This window comes from Tritonibacter scottomollicae, assembly GCF_003003215.1.
GTDB classification, from domain to species: Bacteria; Pseudomonadota; Alphaproteobacteria; order Rhodobacterales; family Rhodobacteraceae; genus Epibacterium; species Epibacterium scottomollicae.
The window spans coordinates 95366-114689 of sequence record NZ_PVUF01000011.1 but is presented as its reverse complement, the minus strand read 5'-3'; the positions used below and the strand labels follow the sequence as shown (position 1 = coordinate 114689).

Genomic DNA, 19324 nt, shown 5'->3' with positions numbered 1-19324 from the left:
GAATTATCTCCGCGCGATGATCCAGACGGCATGCACGACGCCCGGGATGTAGCCCAGCAAGGTCAGCAGGATGTTGAGCCAGAAGTGCCCCTTCAGGCCAACTTGCAAAAAGACACCCAGAGGGGGCAGAAGAATAGATAGAATGATGCGGACAAGATCCATGATTGGGCCTCCGGTTGAGAGTGCGCCGTTTCGACGCGGGACACTTGGATAACCATCACGACCGCGCGTTGTTCCGATTTTTGCAGGGATTGGTGGGTGGTGCGCGTGCGTGCGCGGCCTCCGCACGGCCTCTTGGAGGCAGGCTGCCGGGTGCCGCACCGTCGTCCCAACACCCTCGCATCAGCGGATGCAACTGATCCCGCGTGAACGCATGGTTCACGTCAGATTCAGCACCACCCAGGCCGGCCTCGTGGCACCGGATATCTTTGGTCCAATTTGGCCGACTGAGACGACAACCCTATGGAAAAATACAAAAAACCTGCCACCACGGAGGCAGCAGGTTCATGTCAAAACAACGTCATGCGATAGAGGCGTCAGCCCTCCTCGCGCTCCATGTCTTCGAGCATCTTACGCGCACGCGGGCACGCCAGACGTTCGCGCAAGGGGCTGTCGGGGTCGATGTCCTTTTTGCAGACCACGCATTGATCCGCATCTGAAATCGCGTTCAATCCGCCGCAGCTGCCTTTGATGGTGCGGCCACTGAACAGAACGCCGAAGGCCATGCCCAGCATCACGATCAGGAACAGTCCGAAGGTCAGGATGAACGTCGACATGTCATGCTCCCCTTTTCCAGCGAAACGCCGGACAATCGGTTCAGGCGGTCAGCGCAGCAAAGCGATCAGACGCCGTGGATTTGAACCCGGTTTCGCCGTTTGCAGCCGCACGGTCAATGAACAGAACCGCCATATCACGATCATTTGCGATCTCAAGACCGCGCTCGCGGCCCATGACCAGCATTGCGGTCGCCCAAGCATCCGCCAGCATCGCATTGTCGGTCAGAACAGTGACAGAGGCGGTGTCATGCGTCACCGGACGGCCAGTGGTGGCGTCGATGATGTGCGAGTACCGGGTACCGTCGTAGTCAAAGAAGTTGCGATAGTCGCCGGAGGTCGCCATCCCCATGTCGGACAGGCCAACAACCTGCGTCACGCCACGATCAAATGCCTGCGGCGTCTCGATGCCGATCTGCCAGGGCTGACCCTCGGGGTTGCGACCTGCAGTATAAAGGTCACCGCCGATTTCAACCATATAGTCGGTGATACCATAGCCCTTGAGCACAGCAGCCACCTGATCGACACCAAAGCCTTTGCCGATCGACGACAGATAGACTTCGGCACCGCTGTTCAGCTTCTTGAGGCCACCGGCCTCCAGCTCAACCGACTGAGCCTGACCACAGCAGGCCATGGCCTGTGCAATCTCAGCGTCGGACGGCATGTCGCTGCGGGTTTGCCCGGCGCCAAAGCCCCAGAGGTCGATCAACGCACCAACGGTGACGTCAAATGCGCCATCACTTGCCACATGCACGTCCTGCGCGGTCTGCATCACGTGATGCAGTTCGCCGGACACGGACAGGCTCTCGCCTGCCGCGGCCGCGTTGAAGCGCGAAATCTCGGAAGACGCATCCCAGTTGGACATCTGCACGTTGACCTGACCCAGTGCCTGGTCGACTGCGGACTGAAGTTCAGCCTGGTCGATGGACTTGCTGTGGTCAATGGCGACGATCGAGTAGTTGGTGCCCATCGTCAGCCCACTAAGTTCCAGCAGGGACCATCCTTTCTTGCAAGCCATCAGTGCAAGTGGCATGACCATGAAACTACGGCGAGAAAGGAGAAGAGGGTTCGTCAAAGGGCCTACTCCGCTAGTGCTTCTGTTAAGGGACGCGAGGTTCCCAGAGCTTCTGGGACAGAAAGAACGCGGGTTCAACAGTAAATCGGATTTTTTCGCTCTAAAGAACTTTCAAACCGCGTCGCAGTAACGCATAAGAGCGCCGGAAAATGGACAGGACATGAAGACGTGCAGCAACATACGTTGAAAAAAGGTCTCGATGTTCCGGTGCTGGGGGCACCTGACACCAGAATCGAAGACGCAGCAGAAGTCCGGACCGTCGCCATCCTCGGGCAGGACTATATTGGCCTGAAGCCTCGGCTTTCAGTTCAGGAAGGCGACGTGATTGCGGCAGGCGCTCCGGTGTTTGCGCATAAGGACACGCCAGAGGTTCGGGTCACCGCACCGGTTTCAGGACGCGTAAAAGCGATCAACCGCGGCGCGCGCCGTGTGCTGGTCAGCGTCGAGATCGAAGTGGATGATTCTGCCGCCGAGCCGGTGGATTTCTCCGCCATTGGCGATGAGAGCACCGCCGAAGGCCTGCGTGAGCGGCTCTGCGCTTCGGGGCTATGGACGTCTTTCCGCACGCGCCCCTATTCAAAGGTGCCGGCATCGGATGCCGCCCCTGCGGCCATCTATGTAACGGCGATGGACAGCGAACCGCTGTCGGGCGATGCGGCCACCATCATCAACGAACACGCCGAAGCCTTTGCGCGCGGCCTGTCCGCCGTGACAGTGCTCACTGACGGCAAGACCTACCTGTGTCAGGACAGCGGCGCCAGTATTCCCGGCGCCGATCTGGCCAGCGTGACTGCTGTCGGGTTTTCCGGCCCACATCCGGCGGGTCTGGCGGGCACCCACATGCATTTCCTGGAGCCCCCCAGCGGCGAGAAAACCGTCTGGACCATCGGCTATCATGACATCATCGCCATTGGTCAGTTGCTGCTGACCGGGCGGCTGGATCCGTTCCGCACCATTGCCCTTTCGGGCCCCGAATGCAGCCGTCCGCGTCTGGTCCGCACCCGCGTGGGCGCGTCGATGACCGATCTTTGCGCCGAGGATCTTGGCCGCGACACGCCAATCCGCGTTATCTCCGGCTCCATCCTGTCCGGGCGCGCCGGAGAGGGTCCAACCGCATATCTCGGTCGCTATGCGCGCCAGATCACGCTGATCAAGGAAGACCGCGAGCAGATCCCGCTGGGCTGGATTCGCCCGATGGCGTCGAAATACGCGGTGCAGCCGGTGCTGGGCTCTGCCTTCTCGAAAAAGCTGCACGCGCTGACGTCTAACCTTAACGGCGGCCGCCGCGCCATGGTGCCGATCGGCACATTTGAACAGCTGATGCCGCAGGATTTCCTGCCAACGCAGCTGTTGCGGGCGCTGCTGGTGATGGACACCGACCAGGCACAGGCCTTGGGCGCGCTGGAGCTGGACGAAGAAGATCTGGGCCTCTGCGGTTTTGCCTGCCCGGCCAAATATGAATATGGCCTCGCCCTGCGCGACAGCCTCAGCAAGATCGAAAGAGAGGGATAAGACTTTGGGTCTTCGCAGTTTCTTTGATCGGATCGAGCCGCAATTCCTGAAGGGTGGCCGATACGAAAAATTCTTCCCTGTCTACGAGATGGTGGAGAGCTTCATCTACACGCCCAAGACGGTGACCACCGCCGCGCCCCATGCCCGTTCCTATATCGATATGAAACGGATCATGACCTATGTGGTGCTGGCGACCATCCCCTGCATCCTGTTTGGCATGTACAACACCGGCCTGCAGACCAATATGGCGATTGCCGAATATGGCGCCTCCGGCTGGCGCGCCGCCATTATCGAGACGCTGGGTATCGGCTTTGATCCCAACAACCCCTTTGCCAACATCATGCACGGGTTGCTGTATTTCCTGCCAATCTACGTCGTGACGCTGGTTGCGGGCGGCATCTTCGAGGTGATCTTTGCCGTAGTGCGCGGCCATGAGGTCAACGAAGGCTTCCTCGTGACCTCCATGCTCTACACGCTGATCCTGCCCGCCACGACGCCCCTGTGGCAAGTGGCGCTTGGCATCATCTTTGGCGTGGTGATCGGCAAGGAAGTCTTTGGCGGCACCGGCAAAAACTTCCTGAACCCGGCGCTGGTGGGTCGTGCCTTCCTCTATTTCGCATATCCCGCCTATATGTCCGGCGACTCGATCTGGACCCCGGTGGACGGGTTCTCCGGTGCCACCGCACTGGCGATCGGCGCGTCTGATGGCGTTGCCGCCTTCCCGGAGCGCGGCATCGAGTGGATGGACGCCTTTGTCGGCACCATTCAGGGATCGTTTGGCGAAACCTCGACGCTGGCAATCCTGATCGGCCTGGCCTTCCTGCTGATCGTCAAGATCGCCAACTGGCGACTGATCGTCGGCTGCCTTGGTGGCATGATCGCCTTCTCGACGCTGCTGAACTGGATCGGCTCCGACACCAACCCGATGTTCGCGATGCCCTGGTACTGGCATCTGGTCGTGGGCGGCTATGCCTTTGGTCTGGCCTTCATGGTGACCGAGCCGGTCTCGGCCTCGCACACCAACATGGGCCGCTACATCTATGGTGCCTTGATCGGCTTCATGGTCGTCATGATCCGTGTCATCAACCCGGCCTTCCCCGAAGGCATGATGCTGGCGATCCTGTTCGGCAACGTCTTTGCCCCGCTGATCGACCACTTCGTCGTACAGGCCAACATCAAACGGAGGGCGAAGCGCAATGTCTGACACAAACGAGCAAAAGGGCATGATCCGTCGCTTCCTCGACGCGCCGCCCGATTCCGTCGGCAAGACAGTATTCGTCGCCGTGGCGCTCTGCCTCGTGGCCTCGATGGTCGTGTCCGCCGCCGCCGTGGCCCTGCGCCCGATCCAGGAAGAGAACAAGCTGCGCGACAAGCGCATCAACGTGCTGCAGGTCGCTGGCGTCTATGACGAAAACGTGCCCGTGGCCGAGGCTTTTGCCGACTTTGAACCGCATGTGCTGGACCTCTCCAGCGGCGCGTACAGCGACCAGTTCGAGATCGAGACCTTTGATGCGCTGGCGGCCTCTGATGACCCGGCGATCGTGCGGGCGCTGGACGAGGATCCCGCAGGTCTGGGTGGCCAGATGCAGGCCTACCGGATGATCTACCTGCTGCGTGATGAAGCGGGCGACCTCGACAAGGTGGTGCTGCCGATCGAAGGCTACGGCCTGTGGTCGACGCTCTATGGCTTCATCGCGCTGGAAGAGAACGGCAACGACATCTTTGGCCTACAGTTCTATCAGCATGGCGAAACCCCCGGCCTCGGCGCCGAGGTGGACAACCCGCGCTGGAAATCGCTGTGGAACGGCAAGAAACTCTTTACCGAAGAGGGTCAGCTGGCCATCACCGTGGCAAAAGCTGCTCCGCCCGCCGGTCAGGACTACCACGTCGATGCGCTGGCCGGTGCAACGCTGACCTCTGTCGGCGTGGACAATCTGGTGAAGTTCTGGATGGGACAGGCCGGTTACGGCACCTTCCTTGAACGGCTCCAAGCAGGAGAGATCGACTGATGGCACAAACCTATCGTTCGCAACTCGTCGATCCGCTGGTCGACAACAACCCGATCACCCTGCAGGTTCTGGGCATCTGCTCTGCACTTGCGGTGACCTCCTCGATGCAGGTGGCCTTCGTGATGTCCATCGCCGTGACACTGGTAACAGCGTTTTCGTCGATGTTCATCTCGATGCTGCGCAACCAGATCCCCTCCTCGATCCGGATCATCGTGCAGATGGTGATCATCGCCTCTCTGGTGATCCTCGTGGATCAGGTGCTCAAGGCCTTCGCCTATGAGATCTCAAAAACGCTCTCGGTCTTTGTCGGTCTGATCATCACCAACTGTATCGTGATGGGCCGTGCCGAAGCCTTTGCAATGAAGAACCCGCCCGTCGCGAGCTTCATCGACGGCGCTGGTAACGGCCTTGGCTACGGGCTCTTGCTGATGATCGTTGCCTTCTTCCGCGAACTCTTTGGCGCAGGCTCGCTGTTTGGCGTCACCGTGCTTGAGACCGTGAACAATGGCGGCTGGTATGTGCCAAACGGCATGCTGCTCCTGCCGCCCTCCGCCTTCTTCGTCATTGGTCTGCTGATCTGGGGCATTCGCACCTGGAAGCCGGCACAGGTCGAAGAACGTGAATATAAAATCCAGACGGTGGAGGCGCACTGATGGAAGGATTGCTTTCCCTCGCGGTCAAGGCCGTATTCGTTGAGAACCTCGCGCTGTCGTTCTTCCTCGGCATGTGTACCTTCCTCGCGGTGTCGAAAAAGATCTCGACAGCGATCGGTCTTGGTATCTCGGTCATGGTGGTGCAGGCCATCACCGTGCCCGCCAACAACCTGCTGCTGACCTACCTGCTGGCCCCCGGCGCGCTGGCCTGGGCCGGTTTCCCGGACGTGGATCTGACCTTCCTTGGTCTCATTTCCTATATCGGCGTGATCGCGGCCATGGTGCAGATCCTCGAAATGCTACTCGATAAGTATTTCCCACCGCTTTACAACGCGCTTGGGGTCTTTCTGCCGCTCATCACCGTGAACTGCGCCATCCTTGGTGGCTCCCTCTTCATGGTGGAACGCAGCTACAATTTTGCCGAGGCAACCACCTATGGTCTTTCCTCCGGCTTTGGCTGGGCGCTGGCGATCACCGCCATGGCCGGCGTGCGCGAGAAACTGAAGTATTCCGACATTCCGGATGGTCTTCAGGGACTTGGCATTACCTTCATCACCGCGGGTCTGATGGCGATGGCCTTCATGTCCTTCAGCGGCGTGAAACTTTGATCGGAGGCCAGACGTGACTACATTCGGACTAGGCGTTCTCCTGTTCACCCTGATCGTTGTCGCCTTGGTGACGATCATTCTGGCAGCCCGCTCGAAACTCGTCAGCTCGGGCGATGTGAACATCACCATCAACGGCGAGAAAACCATCTCGGTTCCCGCAGGCGGCAAGCTTTTGCAGACGCTGGCGGCGGAAAAGATGTTCGTCCCCTCTGCCTGTGGCGGCGGTGGCACCTGCGCGCAATGCCGCGTGCGCGTGCATTCCGGTGGCGGCTCCATCCTGCCCACCGAAGAAAGCCATATCACCAAGCGCGAAGCCTCCTGTGGTGACCGTTTGTCCTGTCAGGTGGCGGTCAAGCAGGACATGGATATCGAAGTGCCAGAAGAGGTCTTCGGCGTGAAAAAGTGGGAGTGCACCGTGCGCTCCAATGAGAACGTCGCGACCTTCATCAAGAACCTGGTGCTGGAACTCCCCGAGGGCGAGGATGTCAACTTCCGCGCCGGTGGCTATATCCAGATCGAAGCGCCCAGCCACGCGCTGTCCTACAAGGACTTCGAGATCGAAGAAGAGTACCGCCCGGATTGGGACAAGTTCAATCTGTGGCAGTATGAATCCAAAGTCTCGGAACCGATCGAGCGGGCCTACTCGATGGCGAACTACCCGGACGAAAAGGGCCTCATCATGCTCAACGTCCGCGTTGCCTCGCCGCCGCCGGGCTCTGCCGGTATTCCGCCGGGCCAGATGTCGTCCTATATCTTCAACCTCAAACCCGGTGACAAGGTCACCATTTCCGGGCCGTTTGGTGAATTCTTCGCCCGCGACACGCAAAAGGAAATGGTCTTCATCGGTGGGGGTGCCGGCATGGCGCCGATGCGGTCGCACATCTTTGACCAGCTCAAGCGTCTGGAAAACCGCGACCGCAAGATCACCTTCTGGTATGGTGCCCGCTCCAAGCGCGAGATGTTCTTTGTCGAGGACTTTGACCAGCTGGCCGAAGAGTTCGACAACTTCGAATGGCACGTAGCCCTGTCGGACGCTCTGCCCGAGGACGATTGGAAAGGCTACACCGGCTTCATCCACAATGTGCTCTTCGAGGAATACCTCAAGAACCACCCGGCGCCGGAGGACTGTGAGTTCTACATGTGTGGTCCGCCGATCATGAACCAGTCGGTGATCAACATGCTGCTGGAGCTGGGCGTGGATCGCGAGGACATCATGCTCGACGATTTCGGCGGCTGACCCGCAGATCTCAACATCAGAGAAAGGAAAAGGGGGCCGGTGGCCTCCTTTTTCGTATCTGCCCCCTGCCCTGTCGCACGTTGCGCATCACATCGCGCCACAAACCGTATGCGGGCTAAGCCGTGTTCTTCAACGTCGCCATCAACTGGTGGAATTTCTCGCCCTGCACCGCAACGTGGTTGCGCAGGGCATCCGCCGCGGCCTCGGCCTTGCTGGCCTCTAGCGCGCGCACGATCTGCTCATGCTCGGACATGGACTGGCCCATCCGCCCCCGGAACCGAAGCTGTTGGCGGCGAAAGGGTTGCAACCGCTTGTGCAGCTTCGCGGCCTCCTGCGCCAAAAAACTGTTGCCAGATTGCTGATAGATGATGCTGTGGAACCGCTCGTTTTCAGAGTAGTAGGCCTCCACGTCACCGGCGGTGACAGCTGTCTGACAGCTGCTGTTCGCCTCGCGCAATTCGGCAAGCGCGGCCTCTGAGATCCGCAACGCTGCAAGCCGACCGCACACCGCTTCAAGCTCCGCCATCACCTCGAACATCTCCAACAGTTCCACCGGGCCCGGTTGGCGCACGAAGGCACCGCGTCGCGGGATCAGTTCGAGCAAGCCAGACAAGGCAAGCCGTTGAAACGCTTCGCGCAGCGGCGTGCGCGACACCCCGAACTGCTCCGCAAGGCGCACCTCGTCCAGGCGATCCCCATCGGCATATGTCCCGTTGAAAATCAGTGCTTCGAGCTGTTCGGCAATCGTATCTGCGCGGCGTTTTTCCATAGGCAGATCATGACCAACGCTCCAACCAAATTCAAGAATCTAATTCTTGTATACAATATGGTTGACTGAAAAAACATAAAGCGACTACCCTTGTGGCATGACCAACGTGATCTTGCTGCCCTGTCTGTTACCGGGGCTGCGGACCTGAGGGCTAAACCTGATGATGGAGCTGCGCCATGAGCATCCTTGCAGAGCTGCTGTCGACCGTTTTTGAACGCCGCCAGCGGTCGGTACAACCCGTGCCTTCGGACGGACGACCGCTGCAGGAGCTGGCCGATGCCTTGGTTGGCTCCGCCGGGGAGACCTCCGGCCTGGCCCTGGCCGAAGAGATCCTGTCCCGGTTCGAGCCCCTCGATGATGACGGCAAGCTTGTCTTCTTTCGTCATCTGGCCTCGGCGATGAACATCGCACCAGATTCGGTTCGCGCCACGCTGGCGACCTACGAGAGAGATCCTTCCAAGGCATCCTATCGCGCATTTATGGCGGCCTCCGAACCCCGACGTCAGGAGTTGATCCGCCGCTTAAACCGGCTGCCCAACGCCACCGGGGCCTTGGTGCGGATGCGCGCGGATCTGTTGCGGCTGGGGCGCGGCGAGCCGGAGCTGGAGGCGCTGGACATAGATTTTCGCCACCTGTTCCTCAGCTGGTTCAACCGGGGCTTTCTGGTGCTGCGTCCGATCAATTGGGAAAGCCCAGCGCATATCCTTGAAAAGATCATCGCCTACGAGGCGGTGCACGCGATTGACAGCTGGGACGATCTGCGCCGCCGTCTGGCACCTGCGGATCGTCGCTGTTTTGCGTTTTTCCACCCCTCGATGCCGGACGAGCCGCTGATCTTCGTCGAAGTGGCGCTGACCAAGGGCATTCCCGACTCGGTGCAAACCCTGCTCAGCGAAGATCACGCGGAAATCCCCGCCACCGAAGCGGACACGGCCACCTTCTATTCGATTTCCAACTGTCAGGCAGGTCTGGCCAGCATTTCGTTCGGCAACTCGCTGATCAAACAGGTGGCTTCGGATCTGGCGACGGAGCTGTCCGGCCTGTCCACCTTTGTCACACTCTCCCCCATTCCCGGCTTCACCCGCTGGCTTGAGGCAGAGGACATCGCGACCACAGACTCGGATCCCGAAAGGCTGCGTGCCCTGGCGGCGGATTACCTGTTGAACGCCAAACGGCCCGGAGGCTTGCCGCTGGACCCGGTCGCGCGCTTCCACCTCGGCAATGGCGCGATTGTCCATGCCGTGCACGCGGAGGCTGACACCTCCGACAAGGGACGCGCGCAGTCTGCCGGAACCATGGTGAACTACCTTTACGATCTCGAAAATATTGCACAGAACCACGAACGTTTCGCGACCACGCAAGAGGTGGCCTGCGCCCCCGAGGTCAAGAGCCTCGCCGCCACGGCGCGCAGTGTTCCAGCTTAAGAAGAAAGGCCCCGCCCATGGCAAACCCATTGTATGATCGCCTGTTTGGCACCCATGCTGGCAAATCGACCCCGTTTCTGCATCTGCCGGATGGCAAGGTTCTGAGCCATCAGGACTTTCTCGGCATCACCGCCCAAATCGCCCATGTGCTGACGCACCTCGGTCTCACGCCCGGTGATCGCGTGGCCGCACAGGTTGAGAAATCCCCCGAAGCACTGGCGCTCTATGCGGCCTGCACGCAGGCCGGGCTGATCTTCCTGCCGCTGAACACCGCCTACACAGCGGATGAGCTGTCCTATTTCATTGAAAACAGCGGCGCCTCCGTCGTGGTCTGCGACGCACGGATGGAAGACACGCTAACGCCGATCACCACGCAGCTTGGGGCCAGGCTGGAAACGCTGAATGCGGATGGCAGTGGCACGCTGACCGACCAGGCAGCAGCGATGCCCGAAACGTTTGACACCGTCGCGCGCGACGCTGAGGATCTCGCCGCGTTCCTGTACACCTCCGGCACGACGGGCCGTTCCAAAGGCGCAATGCTGACGCAGAACAACCTGCTGTCCAATGCCGAGACGCTGGTCAAGGAATGGCGCTTCACGGCCGATGACGTACTGCTGCACGCGCTGCCGATCTTCCATACCCATGGTCTGTTCGTCGCCAGCAACGTGACCCTTCTCGCGGGGGGCAGCCTGATCTTTCTGCCAAAGTTCGATCTCGACGTCGTGATTGGAAAACTGCCGCAGGCCACCACGCTGATGGGGGTTCCGACCTTCTACACCCGCTTGCTGAGTGATGATCGCTTTACGGGCGCGCTGACCTCGCACATGCGGTTGTTCATCTCCGGCTCCGCGCCGCTGTTGGCAGAGACACATGTGCAATTCGAGACCCGCACAGGGCATCGGATCCTGGAACGTTACGGCATGACCGAGACCAACATGAACACCTCCAACCCCTACGAAGGTGAGCGCCGCGCCGGCACCGTCGGCTTCCCCCTGCCCGGAGTGGAACTGAAAGTGACCGATCCCGCCAGCGGCGCCAGCCTGCCCCAGGGCGAGGTCGGCCAGATCGAAGTGCGCGGTGCCAATGTGTTCAAAGGCTATTGGCAAATGCCCGAGAAAACCGCCGCCGAACTGCGCGAAGACGGGTTCTTTATCACCGGCGACCTCGGCAAGGTGGATGCGGACGCATATGTCCACATCGTTGGCCGCAACAAGGATCTGATCATCTCGGGCGGCTACAACATCTACCCCAAGGAGATCGAACTGGTGCTTGATGACCAGCCCGGCGTGCTGGAAAGCGCGGTCATCGGCGTGCCGCACCCGGACTTCGGCGAAACGGTGTTGGGCATTCTCGTTGCCGCTCCGGGTGAAACACCCGACACCGAAGCGATGATGGAGGCCGTGCAGTCCCAGCTGGCGCGGTTCAAACATCCCCGGCAGCTGATCCTCATCGACGAGCTGCCGCGCAACACCATGGGCAAGGTGCAGAAGAACATTCTGCGCGAGGCGTATAAGGACATGTTTGCCGCTTGATCGCCGGTGAAGGCCCCCTTGTGAAAGGCCTCTGTAAAGAGCAGCCGCCTGCTGTGGGTGTCCGCCGTGCGCTTGCGTTACCGCGGCACCACTCAGCCTCTCATCCAATCGCAAAAGTCGCGAAAATAATGATTATGCGGCAAAATTTGCATCCTAAGCGGCGCCAACCCATTAAAAAGTTTGACCGTTCGGTCAACCCCGCGCATCCTGTGCCCGAACTCGATCCGACACCTAGAGGGGAAGACCATGACCAAGACACTGCTGACCACAACCTGCCTGACCGTGCTGGCCCTGAGCCAGACAGCTTCGGCGGACACGCTGCGCCTGCTGACCTGGGGTGGATATGCGCCCGACGAGGTTATCGAAATGTTCGAGGAAGAAACCGGCCATACCGTTGAGGTGACAAAATCCAACAATGAGGAAATGATCGCCAAGCTGCGCGCAACCGGCGGTGGCGGTTTTGACCTGGCACAGCCCTCGCAGGACCGGATCATGGGCCCGCAGATGGAATTTGGCATCTACAAGCCCATCGACGTGTCGAAACTGGACGAGTCGCTATTCATTCCCTCGATGCTGAAGGCCACCATGGGCAACACCACCGTCGGCGGTGACGTCTATGGCGTGCCGCATGTCTGGGGCACTTCGGGCCTGGTGATCAACACTGCCGAAGCCGGAGACGTGGTCAAGGACTACACCGACCTCTGCGCACCGGAAGTGGCGGGCAACGTCTCCTACCGGCTCAAGCGCCCGACCCTGATCGGCTTTGCCTTCGCGTTGGGTGAAGATCCGTTTGCGGCCTACGGCGACGAAGAGAAATATGCCGAGATCATGCAGAAGGTCGAAACCAAACTGACCGAGTGCAAATCCAACGTCAAAACCTACTGGGGCGGCGGCGACGAGCTGATGAACCTGCTGCGCTCCGGCGAGGTCACGGCCTCCATGGCATGGGACACCGGCGGCTGGAAGCTAAACGACGACAACGCAGATATCACTTTTGTTGCGCCTGCGTCGGGCGCCTTGGGCTGGATCGACACCTTTGTTCTGCCCGCCAAGGGTCAGGCGGATGATGCGGCATATGACTGGATCAACTTTGTGATGCAGCCGGAAGTCGCCGCCAAGATCACGGCGTCTGCAGGGAACTTCACCGCCTCCGCAGGTGCCGATCAATTTGCCGAAGACAGCCTGAAAGCCAAGTATCAGGCCAGCTTCCCGCAAGAGGCGATCGACAACATCAAGTGGTACCCGCCGGTTCCGGCCGGTCTGGAATCCATCGAAGGTGATGTTCTGGACCGCGTTCAGGCAGCCAACTGATTTCTTCTGACATGGGCGGCATCTGATCTACGGATGCCGCCCTACTCGTTTTGGAAAAGACCTGAAACGCGGTATGCGCTCTCCCTGTCGGGGGGCGCATGCCGCGATCTTTCCTTTTTCAAGTGTTGACCCGAACCGTCTACAACGGACCCCTGCATGACCCCTGATCTTGAATGCGCTGAGCTTGCGAAACGCTTCGGCACCACCACCGCTGTCGATAATGTGTCCTTTTCGGTGCCGCCAGGCAGCTTCTTCTCAATCCTCGGCCCTTCCGGCTGCGGCAAAACCACAATCATGCGGATGATTGCCGGTTTTCTCGAGCCCACCTCAGGCGACATCCGGATCAAGGGCGGCTCCGTCCTGAACACCCCTCCGAACAAACGCCCGGTGAACATGGTGTTCCAGCATCTGGCGCTGTTTCCGATGATGACGATCGCCGAGAACATCGGCTACGGCCTGCGCCGCAACAAGGTGCCAAAGGATCAGATCGCCCACAAAGTCGACGAGGCCTTGGAGCGCATCGGCCTGCCCGGCATTGGGCACCGCAAGGTCGATGAGCTGTCCGGGGGACAAAAACAGCGTGTCGCGATCGCCCGTTGCATGGTGCTGGAACCGGATGTGCTGCTGCTGGATGAACCGTTGGGCGCGCTCGATCTCAAACTGCGCGAACATATGAAGGTTGAGCTGAAGGCGCTTCAGGCCGCATTTGACACCACGTTTGTCTACATCACCCACGACCAGTCCGAGGCGCTGGTGATGTCCGACCAGATCGCCGTCATGAACCAGGGGCGGTTTGAACAGGTCGGCACGGCGCAGGATCTCTATTACAGACCCGACACACCCTTTGTCGCTGGCTTCATTGGCGAGGCCAATCGCTGGAAAGGCCGGATCGAGCGGGTCGAGGGTGATGCGCTTCAGCTGCGTACCGACAGTGGACTGGCCATGCGCGCCACCGCCGTGAATGAGCTGTCCACAGGCGACACGGCCGAGATCTTTGTGCGCCCTGAAACCATCCGCCTGGCCGCCGCCCCCACGGCACTGGCCACGTTTGACAACCAGCTGCGCTGCACCGTCACCAGCATTCTGTTCAACGGTGCCGCCTCGCGCGTGCTGGTCCAGGATAATGTCGGCGAAACGCTAGAGGTCACCCTGCCCCAATCCGGCGAATTCGCCGCGCTCAAACGCGGCGACACGGTCCATATCGGCTGGGGTGCCGCACAGGCCACCTGTTTCAGGGAGAGTGTCTGATGCGCAACCATGCCCGTATCGGATTTGTCCTTCTGCTGACGCCACTTGTTCTGTGGCTCAGCCTGCTGATTATCATCCCTCATATCGACATGCTGCTGATTTCGCTGCGCGAACGCATCAGCTTTGGCGTCTATGACACCAGCCTGGCGCAGTATGAGAAGGCGCTGACCGAACCGCTTTACCTGCGCACCTTCTGGCGCACCGCCATCATGTCGATCCTTGCCACCGGCATCACACTGCTGATCGCCTTTCCGGTCGCCTATTACATCGCCAAAATGGCCAAGGGGCGACTGCAACAGGTGCTATTCCTGCTCTGCCTCATCCCGTTTTACGTGTCAGAGCTTGTACGCACATTCGGCTGGATGATCCTGTTGCGGGAAACCGGCCTGATTTCGAACCTCCTGCAATGGGTGGGTCTGGCGGATCAGCCTGTCGAAATGCTCTACAATGACTCCGCCATGATGGTCGGGCTGGTCTATACGTCGATGTTGTTCATGGTGGTGCCACTCGTCACCACGCTTGAAAGCCTCGACGACAGCGTGATCGAGGCGGGCTATGATCTGGGCGGCAACGGTCTGTCGGTCCTGCGCGAGATCATCATCCCCCACGCCATGCCGGGCATTGTGTCCGGATCGATCGTGGTCTTCATGCTGAGCCTCGGCAACTACCTGACCCCGACGATGCTGGGTGGCAAGGACAGCCTGTGGTTCACCGAGATGATCTATAACCAGTTCATCGTGCGCTCGAACTGGGAGCTTGGCGCCACATTCGGCTTCATGCTGCTGCTCCTGTCTTCGGTGATCGTCTGGGGCATGCTGCGCCTGACGGGACGTACCTTGCAAGAAACAATGGGGTAAACCATGATTCCCACCATTCCCCAATCCCGCAGCTTTCGCCTGATCTATGGCGGCTATGTGCTGATGTTCTTCCTCTACCTCGCGCTCCCGCTTACGGTGGTTGCGGTCTTTGCCTTCAACGACAGCCAATTCCCGTCCCTGCCATGGGAGGGGTTCACCTGGAACTGGTTCTTTGGCGCCGAGGCGCCCCAGATCGGCGTATTTCATGAGCGTGGCATTCTCCGCGCGGTCGGCACCTCGGTCTTTGTTGCGGCCTGTGTCGCGGTGTTGTCGGTCAGCGTCGGAACGACCAATGCCTTCCTGTTCAACCGCTATGATTTCCGTGGAAAGACAGTGCTTTACGTGCTGATGTTGCTACCACTGGTGATCCCGGGGATCGTGCTTGGCATTTCCATTCTGGTGTTTTCCTCGACGCTCGCCAACGGCATCTGGGACGTGGCGCAAATGGACATTCAGGCGCTGCGCCCTGGGTTGCTGCTGGTGGTTCTGGGGCAGTTCTCGTTCATCACCACCATTGCAACGCTGGTCATCAGCGCCCGGTTGCAAAAATTCGACCGCACGCTGGAAGAGGCCGCCCTCAACCTCGGTGCAACCCGCCTCACGGCAGTGCGCACCATCACCATTCCGTTTCTGATGCCCGCAATCATCGGTGCGGTGGTCGTGGCGTTTCTGATGAGCTTTGAGAACTTCAACACCACGCTGATGTTGGTCGGCTCTGATGCGCCGCTCACGATCGCCATGTTCGACAGGCTCAAGGAAGGTTCGACCCCGCTCCTCAATGCCGTGTCGCTGCTGTTGATGCTGGGATCATCCCTGCTGGCGCTGGCCATGATACTGTTCCAGCGGCGCTAACCCTCAACACAAAGACCCTTGGCAGCCACTGCTGCACGCTCTTCCGGTGACCACTCCGCAGCGGTCATTGGGAGAGCAAACCTTGCCAACGGATCACCGGCCGTCCGCGCCGTGTGACACGCAAATCACCCCTCATCCTCAGCGAATGCATCTGGCTCCAGCTCTTGCCAGAAGGCGATGATGCTCGCTGCATTCAGCGCCGATCTCCATCCATGCTGGCGAAAGTGTTCCCGGTCGAGTTCGCTCTCCAGGCGGGACTGAAACAAGCGCTTGTCCGCATCTCGCTGCGTGGGGTTTCGCCGCGAAACCAGAGTTTCGACGATATCAAGATGCCGGGCCCGATCGCGCCGCGCTGCTGCGCGGGCCTGAAACGCGGCGTCCTCGGCGGCTTGTGCGGCGGCCTGCTCCGCACGTTTCTCCTCCAGACGTGCTTGGGTTTCTGGATCGACAGGAGCCTGGCGCGCACCACCGCCTCCGCCCTCAGACGGGCTGTAATCGCCCATGATTGCCGCACGCAGATAGCCCACGCTGGATTTCACGTCCCCCTGCCCCGCGACATAGTTGAGCTTTTCCTGCACGTAGTCCGGGCCGTGCTCCGTGATCCATTGACGCGCAAGCCGATCAGAAACCCCCTGCCCCCGCAGTGCTTTGTAGACGGGCAAATTGCGCAAACCGTCGCTATCATCAATCTGGAACATTGCCATCTGCGGGTTCTCGCGGATCAGGAACCGGATCTCGCTGACCGCCCTGCCCTTCTTGCGGGTTTGCGGTTCAATGATGATGTCAGAGCTCTTGTTGACCTCAGCCACTGCCGGTTTGATGATCTTTGCGTTCAGATGCTTGAAGCTCTCATAATAGGCGGACCCGTCCACGCCCATCAGCTTGCGAAAGATCTCAAGGCTCCACCATCCAGTCGAGCCGGTGCGCACGAACCGATAGCAGTTCTCATACAGAGCCAGCCCGTGGCCCGAACTGAAGTTGCGTTGGATCTTGACGTTGATCAGTGCATAGATCTTTGGGTCATGCAGTTTTTGCGCCAAGGCTGGCGAGTAGGCGTATTCGCAGACGCCGTTCTTCAACTTGGCGAAACTCAGCAGCGCAGAGACGCCCCACTCCTGATGCCCCTGCTCATCGAGCATATCCCATTCCGCAACAGTTTCGGCCAGAGCGCGCAGACTGGCCCGCAGACTGTCGACGTCGTTGGAATTATACCCCACCATCATCGCAAGCGTCCGCGCGTCGATCGTGTGACTGCGCGCCGTGGTCAATGTGTCATACGCGTTCAGCAGCAAGACATTTGACAGTTTGCGCTGCAGCAGCGTCAGTTTGCCGCTGATGTGAATCGCGGCGACGTTTTTCTTGACCGTTTCTCGCGTCAGGGCGCCGGTCAATCGGTCGTCGTCAAAGCTCCGCTCTGCCATGGAATCATCTGCCTCTTGTTTTTTCGCAGACTGCCACATAAGGAACCTGCCAGACAATCCGACACGGGTTCCTTTGGTGATCTCGCTAAACTCAGACAGCGGCACTTCAAAGGTACCCATGCACAGGACCAGAACCTGCGCATCCCGTCAGAGAGCGAATCGGCCCCGCCTGCCCCATGGCCCGTATGGCGCCACAGCGCACGTTCTGTGCTAGGCTCTAATTTGGGAGTTCAGTGTCGAAATCAACGCTCTGCCACACGTAAGCGCGACGGAGGCGCGCATCGAGAGCGGCTGTGCGGCAGCGTCCCGCCCCTGAGAATCGGAACCCTTAGACCTGCTTTGAGGTCCCTTTCCGCCCGTATACGGGTACCTTTGATCCTGTACATAGGTACCACTCGACCTGAAAGCAGGTCCCCAAGATGATTTAGTAGTCTGAATTCATTGCGTTATTCAGCAGCAAAGAATCTAAAGACTCTAAATAATTAAACGCTTTGTTGGCCGTATTTTTATGGTTCCCAAGAGAAAACAGCAACGTTTCGTCACGAAACCAGTGAAAGGCACCCAGAAAAACCCGCCGACACGCCCCTTCAGGCCTATGCACCGCCAAAGATGTTCTCTATTCTTGGGCATATAACCATAATCAACATACATTCATCGAGATCGAGCAACCTCATGAGTACCCCATCTTTGCCGCCGTATTTCAATTTGGACCCGGAGAAAGCCGCAGGCAAGCTCCCTGATCCGATCCAGACCGCCCGATTTGCCAAGGCCGCCGCACTCTGTGGCAAAGGCCGAGAGGACCTGGCCCGTCGTGGATATGCGCCCGACGGGGAGAAGCGGCTGCGAAAGTTCTCGGTCTGGGAAATCACCCGCTATCTGATCCCGGTGGCACCGCAGCATTTGCGACGTGTCTTGAAAGCGCATCCGGACCTGCCGCAAGGCGAAGGTGAAGGTGGCTCAAAATGGTTTACGCTGGAAGAAGTGCTTGCCCTTCGTCAGTATTTTGCCAGCGAGGGAATTTCCACGAAGGAATACCTGCCCTACCGACCCAAAGGCTTGCCGGCGAAAGTGACAGCTGTTGCCAACTTCAAAGGGGGCGTGGGCAAAACCTCTACTGCCGCGCATCTGGCAATGTCCGCCGCGCTCGATGGCTACAAGGTTCTGGTGATCGACCTGGACAGCCAAGGCTCCATGACGTCCATCCTCGGTGGCAAGATTGAGGATGAGTGGTCGACTGTGTTCCCGCTCATTGCCAAGGATTATGCGAAATCCATGGTCGAGGAAAACGCCGTGCGTGCCGCGGCAGGTGAGCCTGAACTGCCATTGGATGAAACGCTGAATGAAGCGCTGACGGTTTCGCCGCGAAACGTCATTCAAAAAACCCATTGGCCAAACATCGATCTGATCGGTGCGCAGCTGAACCTTTACTGGGCGGAGTTTCAAATCCCCGTCTGGCGCATGGGGTTGCGCAGTTGGCCGCTGTGGGATGCGCTGAACAACTTCTTGCAGGACGAAGGCATTCTGGACGACTACGATATCGTCTTTCTCGACACGCCTCCGGCCCTTGGGTATCTGACCATCAACGCCCTTGCCGCGGCTGATATTCTGCTGGTGCCTCTTGGTGCGTCCTTTCTGGAGTTTGACAGTACGGGTCGGTTCTTTGACATGCTCTATTCGACCTTTGCCTCGATCGAGGAGGGAGAGAACGTTGCGCAACGTGCGGCCGGTTTGCCTGAAATTAAGTTCGAATGGGATGTAGTAAGGGCGCTGATCACGCGCTTTGACGCCAGTCAGCAGACGGACATGGCAAACGTGATCCAAGCTTACTTCGGCGATTTCATGAATGCCTACCGTCAGGATGTCACGGCCCTCGTGGGCCAGGCGGGAGAGCAAGTGAATGGGATCTATGAAGCGGATTATCGCGACTTCAACCGCGATACCTATGTACGTGGGCGGGAAACCTTTGACCGGACCTATGCCGAGTTCAAGGAGCTTCTCATCGGCAGCTGGTGGCGCGACGCCCAGATGGAAGGGGCAGAGTAA

Annotated in this window: 18 protein-coding genes; 13 read left to right on the top strand and 5 right to left on the bottom strand. The window is 59.4% G+C overall.

Annotation, left to right across the window (positions count from 1 at the left end; translation table 11 throughout):
* Positions 1-3: 3 nt before the first annotated feature.
* The 3 genes from CLV89_RS16120 to CLV89_RS16110 form a co-directional block, all read right to left on the bottom strand.
* A complete protein-coding gene (locus tag CLV89_RS16120; RefSeq protein ID WP_106164691.1) occupies positions 4-162 on the bottom strand; it encodes a YqaE/Pmp3 family membrane protein in 159 nt (52 codons plus the stop codon).
* A gap of 374 nt (positions 163-536) precedes the next feature.
* The gene (gene nqrM / locus CLV89_RS16115; protein WP_106164690.1) at positions 537-776 is read right to left on the bottom strand and encodes a (Na+)-NQR maturation NqrM; all 240 of its coding nucleotides are present in this window, start codon (positions 774-776) and stop codon (positions 537-539) included.
* Between the two features lie 40 nt (positions 777-816).
* A complete protein-coding gene (locus tag CLV89_RS16110; RefSeq protein WP_207796954.1) occupies positions 817-1806 on the bottom strand; it encodes an FAD:protein FMN transferase in 990 nt (329 codons plus the stop codon).
* A 210-nt stretch (positions 1807-2016) separates the two neighbouring features.
* Between CLV89_RS16110 and CLV89_RS16105 the strand changes: the two genes are divergently transcribed.
* From CLV89_RS16105 to nqrF, 6 genes are read left to right on the top strand one after another with little or no spacing between them, the layout of a single operon-like run.
* Positions 2017-3360, top strand: coding sequence for a Na(+)-translocating NADH-quinone reductase subunit A (locus tag CLV89_RS16105; protein WP_106164688.1), 1344 nt, complete (start codon positions 2017-2019; stop codon positions 3358-3360).
* Positions 3361-3364: 4 nt separating this feature from the next.
* Positions 3365-4564, top strand: a complete 1200-nt coding sequence (locus CLV89_RS16100) for an NADH:ubiquinone reductase (Na(+)-transporting) subunit B (RefSeq protein ID WP_106164687.1) — start codon at positions 3365-3367, stop codon at positions 4562-4564.
* Positions 4557-5369, top strand: coding sequence for a Na(+)-translocating NADH-quinone reductase subunit C (locus tag CLV89_RS16095; RefSeq protein WP_106164686.1), 813 nt, complete (start codon positions 4557-4559; stop codon positions 5367-5369). Before CLV89_RS16100 ends, CLV89_RS16095 begins: the two co-directional genes overlap by 8 nt.
* Positions 5369-6022 (top strand): NADH:ubiquinone reductase (Na(+)-transporting) subunit D, encoded by a 654-nt coding sequence (locus tag CLV89_RS16090; protein ID WP_106164685.1) that lies wholly within the window; start codon positions 5369-5371, stop codon positions 6020-6022. Before CLV89_RS16095 ends, CLV89_RS16090 begins: the two co-directional genes overlap by 1 nt.
* The gene (nqrE, locus tag CLV89_RS16085) at positions 6022-6630 is read left to right on the top strand and encodes an NADH:ubiquinone reductase (Na(+)-transporting) subunit E (protein WP_106164684.1); all 609 of its coding nucleotides are present in this window, start codon (positions 6022-6024) and stop codon (positions 6628-6630) included. Before CLV89_RS16090 ends, nqrE begins: the two co-directional genes overlap by 1 nt.
* A gap of 13 nt (positions 6631-6643) precedes the next feature.
* Positions 6644-7867: an NADH:ubiquinone reductase (Na(+)-transporting) subunit F gene (gene nqrF / locus CLV89_RS16080; protein ID WP_106164683.1), complete on the top strand. Its 1224-nt coding sequence runs from the start codon at positions 6644-6646 to the stop codon at positions 7865-7867.
* Positions 7868-7982: 115 nt separating this feature from the next.
* On the opposite strand, the gene CLV89_RS16075 is transcribed toward nqrF, so the two are convergent.
* Complete coding sequence (locus tag CLV89_RS16075) at positions 7983-8636, bottom strand: GntR family transcriptional regulator (RefSeq protein WP_106164682.1); 654 nt, start codon at positions 8634-8636, stop codon at positions 7983-7985.
* Between the two features lie 176 nt (positions 8637-8812).
* Here CLV89_RS16075 and CLV89_RS16070 point away from each other — a divergent pair, with 176 nt between their 5' ends.
* The 6 genes from CLV89_RS16070 to CLV89_RS16045 all read left to right on the top strand — a co-directional run bounded on the left by CLV89_RS16070 (position 8813) and on the right by CLV89_RS16045 (position 15860).
* On the top strand, positions 8813-10060 hold the full coding sequence (locus CLV89_RS16070) for a malonyl-CoA decarboxylase (protein WP_106164681.1): 1248 nt from the start codon (positions 8813-8815) through the stop codon (positions 10058-10060).
* Between the two features lie 17 nt (positions 10061-10077).
* Positions 10078-11592 (top strand): malonate--CoA ligase, encoded by a 1515-nt coding sequence (locus tag CLV89_RS16065; RefSeq protein WP_106164680.1) that lies wholly within the window; start codon positions 10078-10080, stop codon positions 11590-11592.
* Between the two features lie 246 nt (positions 11593-11838).
* Positions 11839-12903, top strand: coding sequence for an extracellular solute-binding protein (locus tag CLV89_RS16060; protein WP_106164679.1), 1065 nt, complete (start codon positions 11839-11841; stop codon positions 12901-12903).
* Between the two features lie 156 nt (positions 12904-13059).
* On the top strand, positions 13060-14151 hold the full coding sequence (locus CLV89_RS16055) for an ABC transporter ATP-binding protein (protein ID WP_106164678.1): 1092 nt from the start codon (positions 13060-13062) through the stop codon (positions 14149-14151).
* Entirely contained in the window at positions 14151-15008 is an 858-nt protein-coding gene (locus CLV89_RS16050) for an ABC transporter permease (RefSeq protein ID WP_106164677.1), read from the top strand. Before CLV89_RS16055 ends, CLV89_RS16050 begins: the two co-directional genes overlap by 1 nt.
* Positions 15009-15011: 3 nt before the next feature.
* Positions 15012-15860: an ABC transporter permease gene (locus CLV89_RS16045; RefSeq protein WP_106164676.1), complete on the top strand. Its 849-nt coding sequence runs from the start codon at positions 15012-15014 to the stop codon at positions 15858-15860.
* A gap of 125 nt (positions 15861-15985) precedes the next feature.
* Here the strand turns inward: CLV89_RS16045 and CLV89_RS16040 are convergent, their stop codons facing one another.
* A complete protein-coding gene (locus CLV89_RS16040; protein WP_106164739.1) occupies positions 15986-17281 on the bottom strand; it encodes a replication initiation protein in 1296 nt (431 codons plus the stop codon).
* 672 nt (positions 17282-17953) lie between these two features.
* On the opposite strand from CLV89_RS16040, the gene CLV89_RS16035 reads away from it, so the two are divergent.
* Positions 17954-19324: an AAA family ATPase gene (locus tag CLV89_RS16035; RefSeq protein ID WP_106164675.1), complete on the top strand. Its 1371-nt coding sequence runs from the start codon at positions 17954-17956 to the stop codon at positions 19322-19324.

Coding starts and splice junctions, on each gene's coding strand:
- CLV89_RS16095 (WP_106164686.1), top strand. CDS start 4,557: ATGTCTGACACAAACGAGCAAAAGGGCATGATCCGTCGCTTCCTCGAC.
- nqrM (WP_106164690.1), bottom strand. CDS start 776: ATGTCGACGTTCATCCTGACCTTCGGACTGTTCCTGATCGTGATGCTG.
- CLV89_RS16110 (WP_207796954.1), bottom strand. CDS start 1,806: ATGCCACTTGCACTGATGGCTTGCAAGAAAGGATGGTCCCTGCTGGAA.
- CLV89_RS16070 (WP_106164681.1), top strand. CDS start 8,813: ATGAGCATCCTTGCAGAGCTGCTGTCGACCGTTTTTGAACGCCGCCAG.
- CLV89_RS16045 (WP_106164676.1), top strand. CDS start 15,012: ATGATTCCCACCATTCCCCAATCCCGCAGCTTTCGCCTGATCTATGGC.
- CLV89_RS16035 (WP_106164675.1), top strand. CDS start 17,954: ATGAGTACCCCATCTTTGCCGCCGTATTTCAATTTGGACCCGGAGAAA.
- CLV89_RS16065 (WP_106164680.1), top strand. CDS start 10,078: ATGGCAAACCCATTGTATGATCGCCTGTTTGGCACCCATGCTGGCAAA.
- CLV89_RS16120 (WP_106164691.1), bottom strand. CDS start 162: ATGGATCTTGTCCGCATCATTCTATCTATTCTTCTGCCCCCTCTGGGT.
- CLV89_RS16090 (WP_106164685.1), top strand. CDS start 5,369: ATGGCACAAACCTATCGTTCGCAACTCGTCGATCCGCTGGTCGACAAC.
- CLV89_RS16075 (WP_106164682.1), bottom strand. CDS start 8,636: ATGGAAAAACGCCGCGCAGATACGATTGCCGAACAGCTCGAAGCACTG.
- CLV89_RS16050 (WP_106164677.1), top strand. CDS start 14,151: ATGCGCAACCATGCCCGTATCGGATTTGTCCTTCTGCTGACGCCACTT.
- nqrE (WP_106164684.1), top strand. CDS start 6,022: ATGGAAGGATTGCTTTCCCTCGCGGTCAAGGCCGTATTCGTTGAGAAC.
- CLV89_RS16060 (WP_106164679.1), top strand. CDS start 11,839: ATGACCAAGACACTGCTGACCACAACCTGCCTGACCGTGCTGGCCCTG.
- CLV89_RS16055 (WP_106164678.1), top strand. CDS start 13,060: ATGACCCCTGATCTTGAATGCGCTGAGCTTGCGAAACGCTTCGGCACC.
- CLV89_RS16040 (WP_106164739.1), bottom strand. CDS start 17,281: ATGGCAGAGCGGAGCTTTGACGACGACCGATTGACCGGCGCCCTGACG.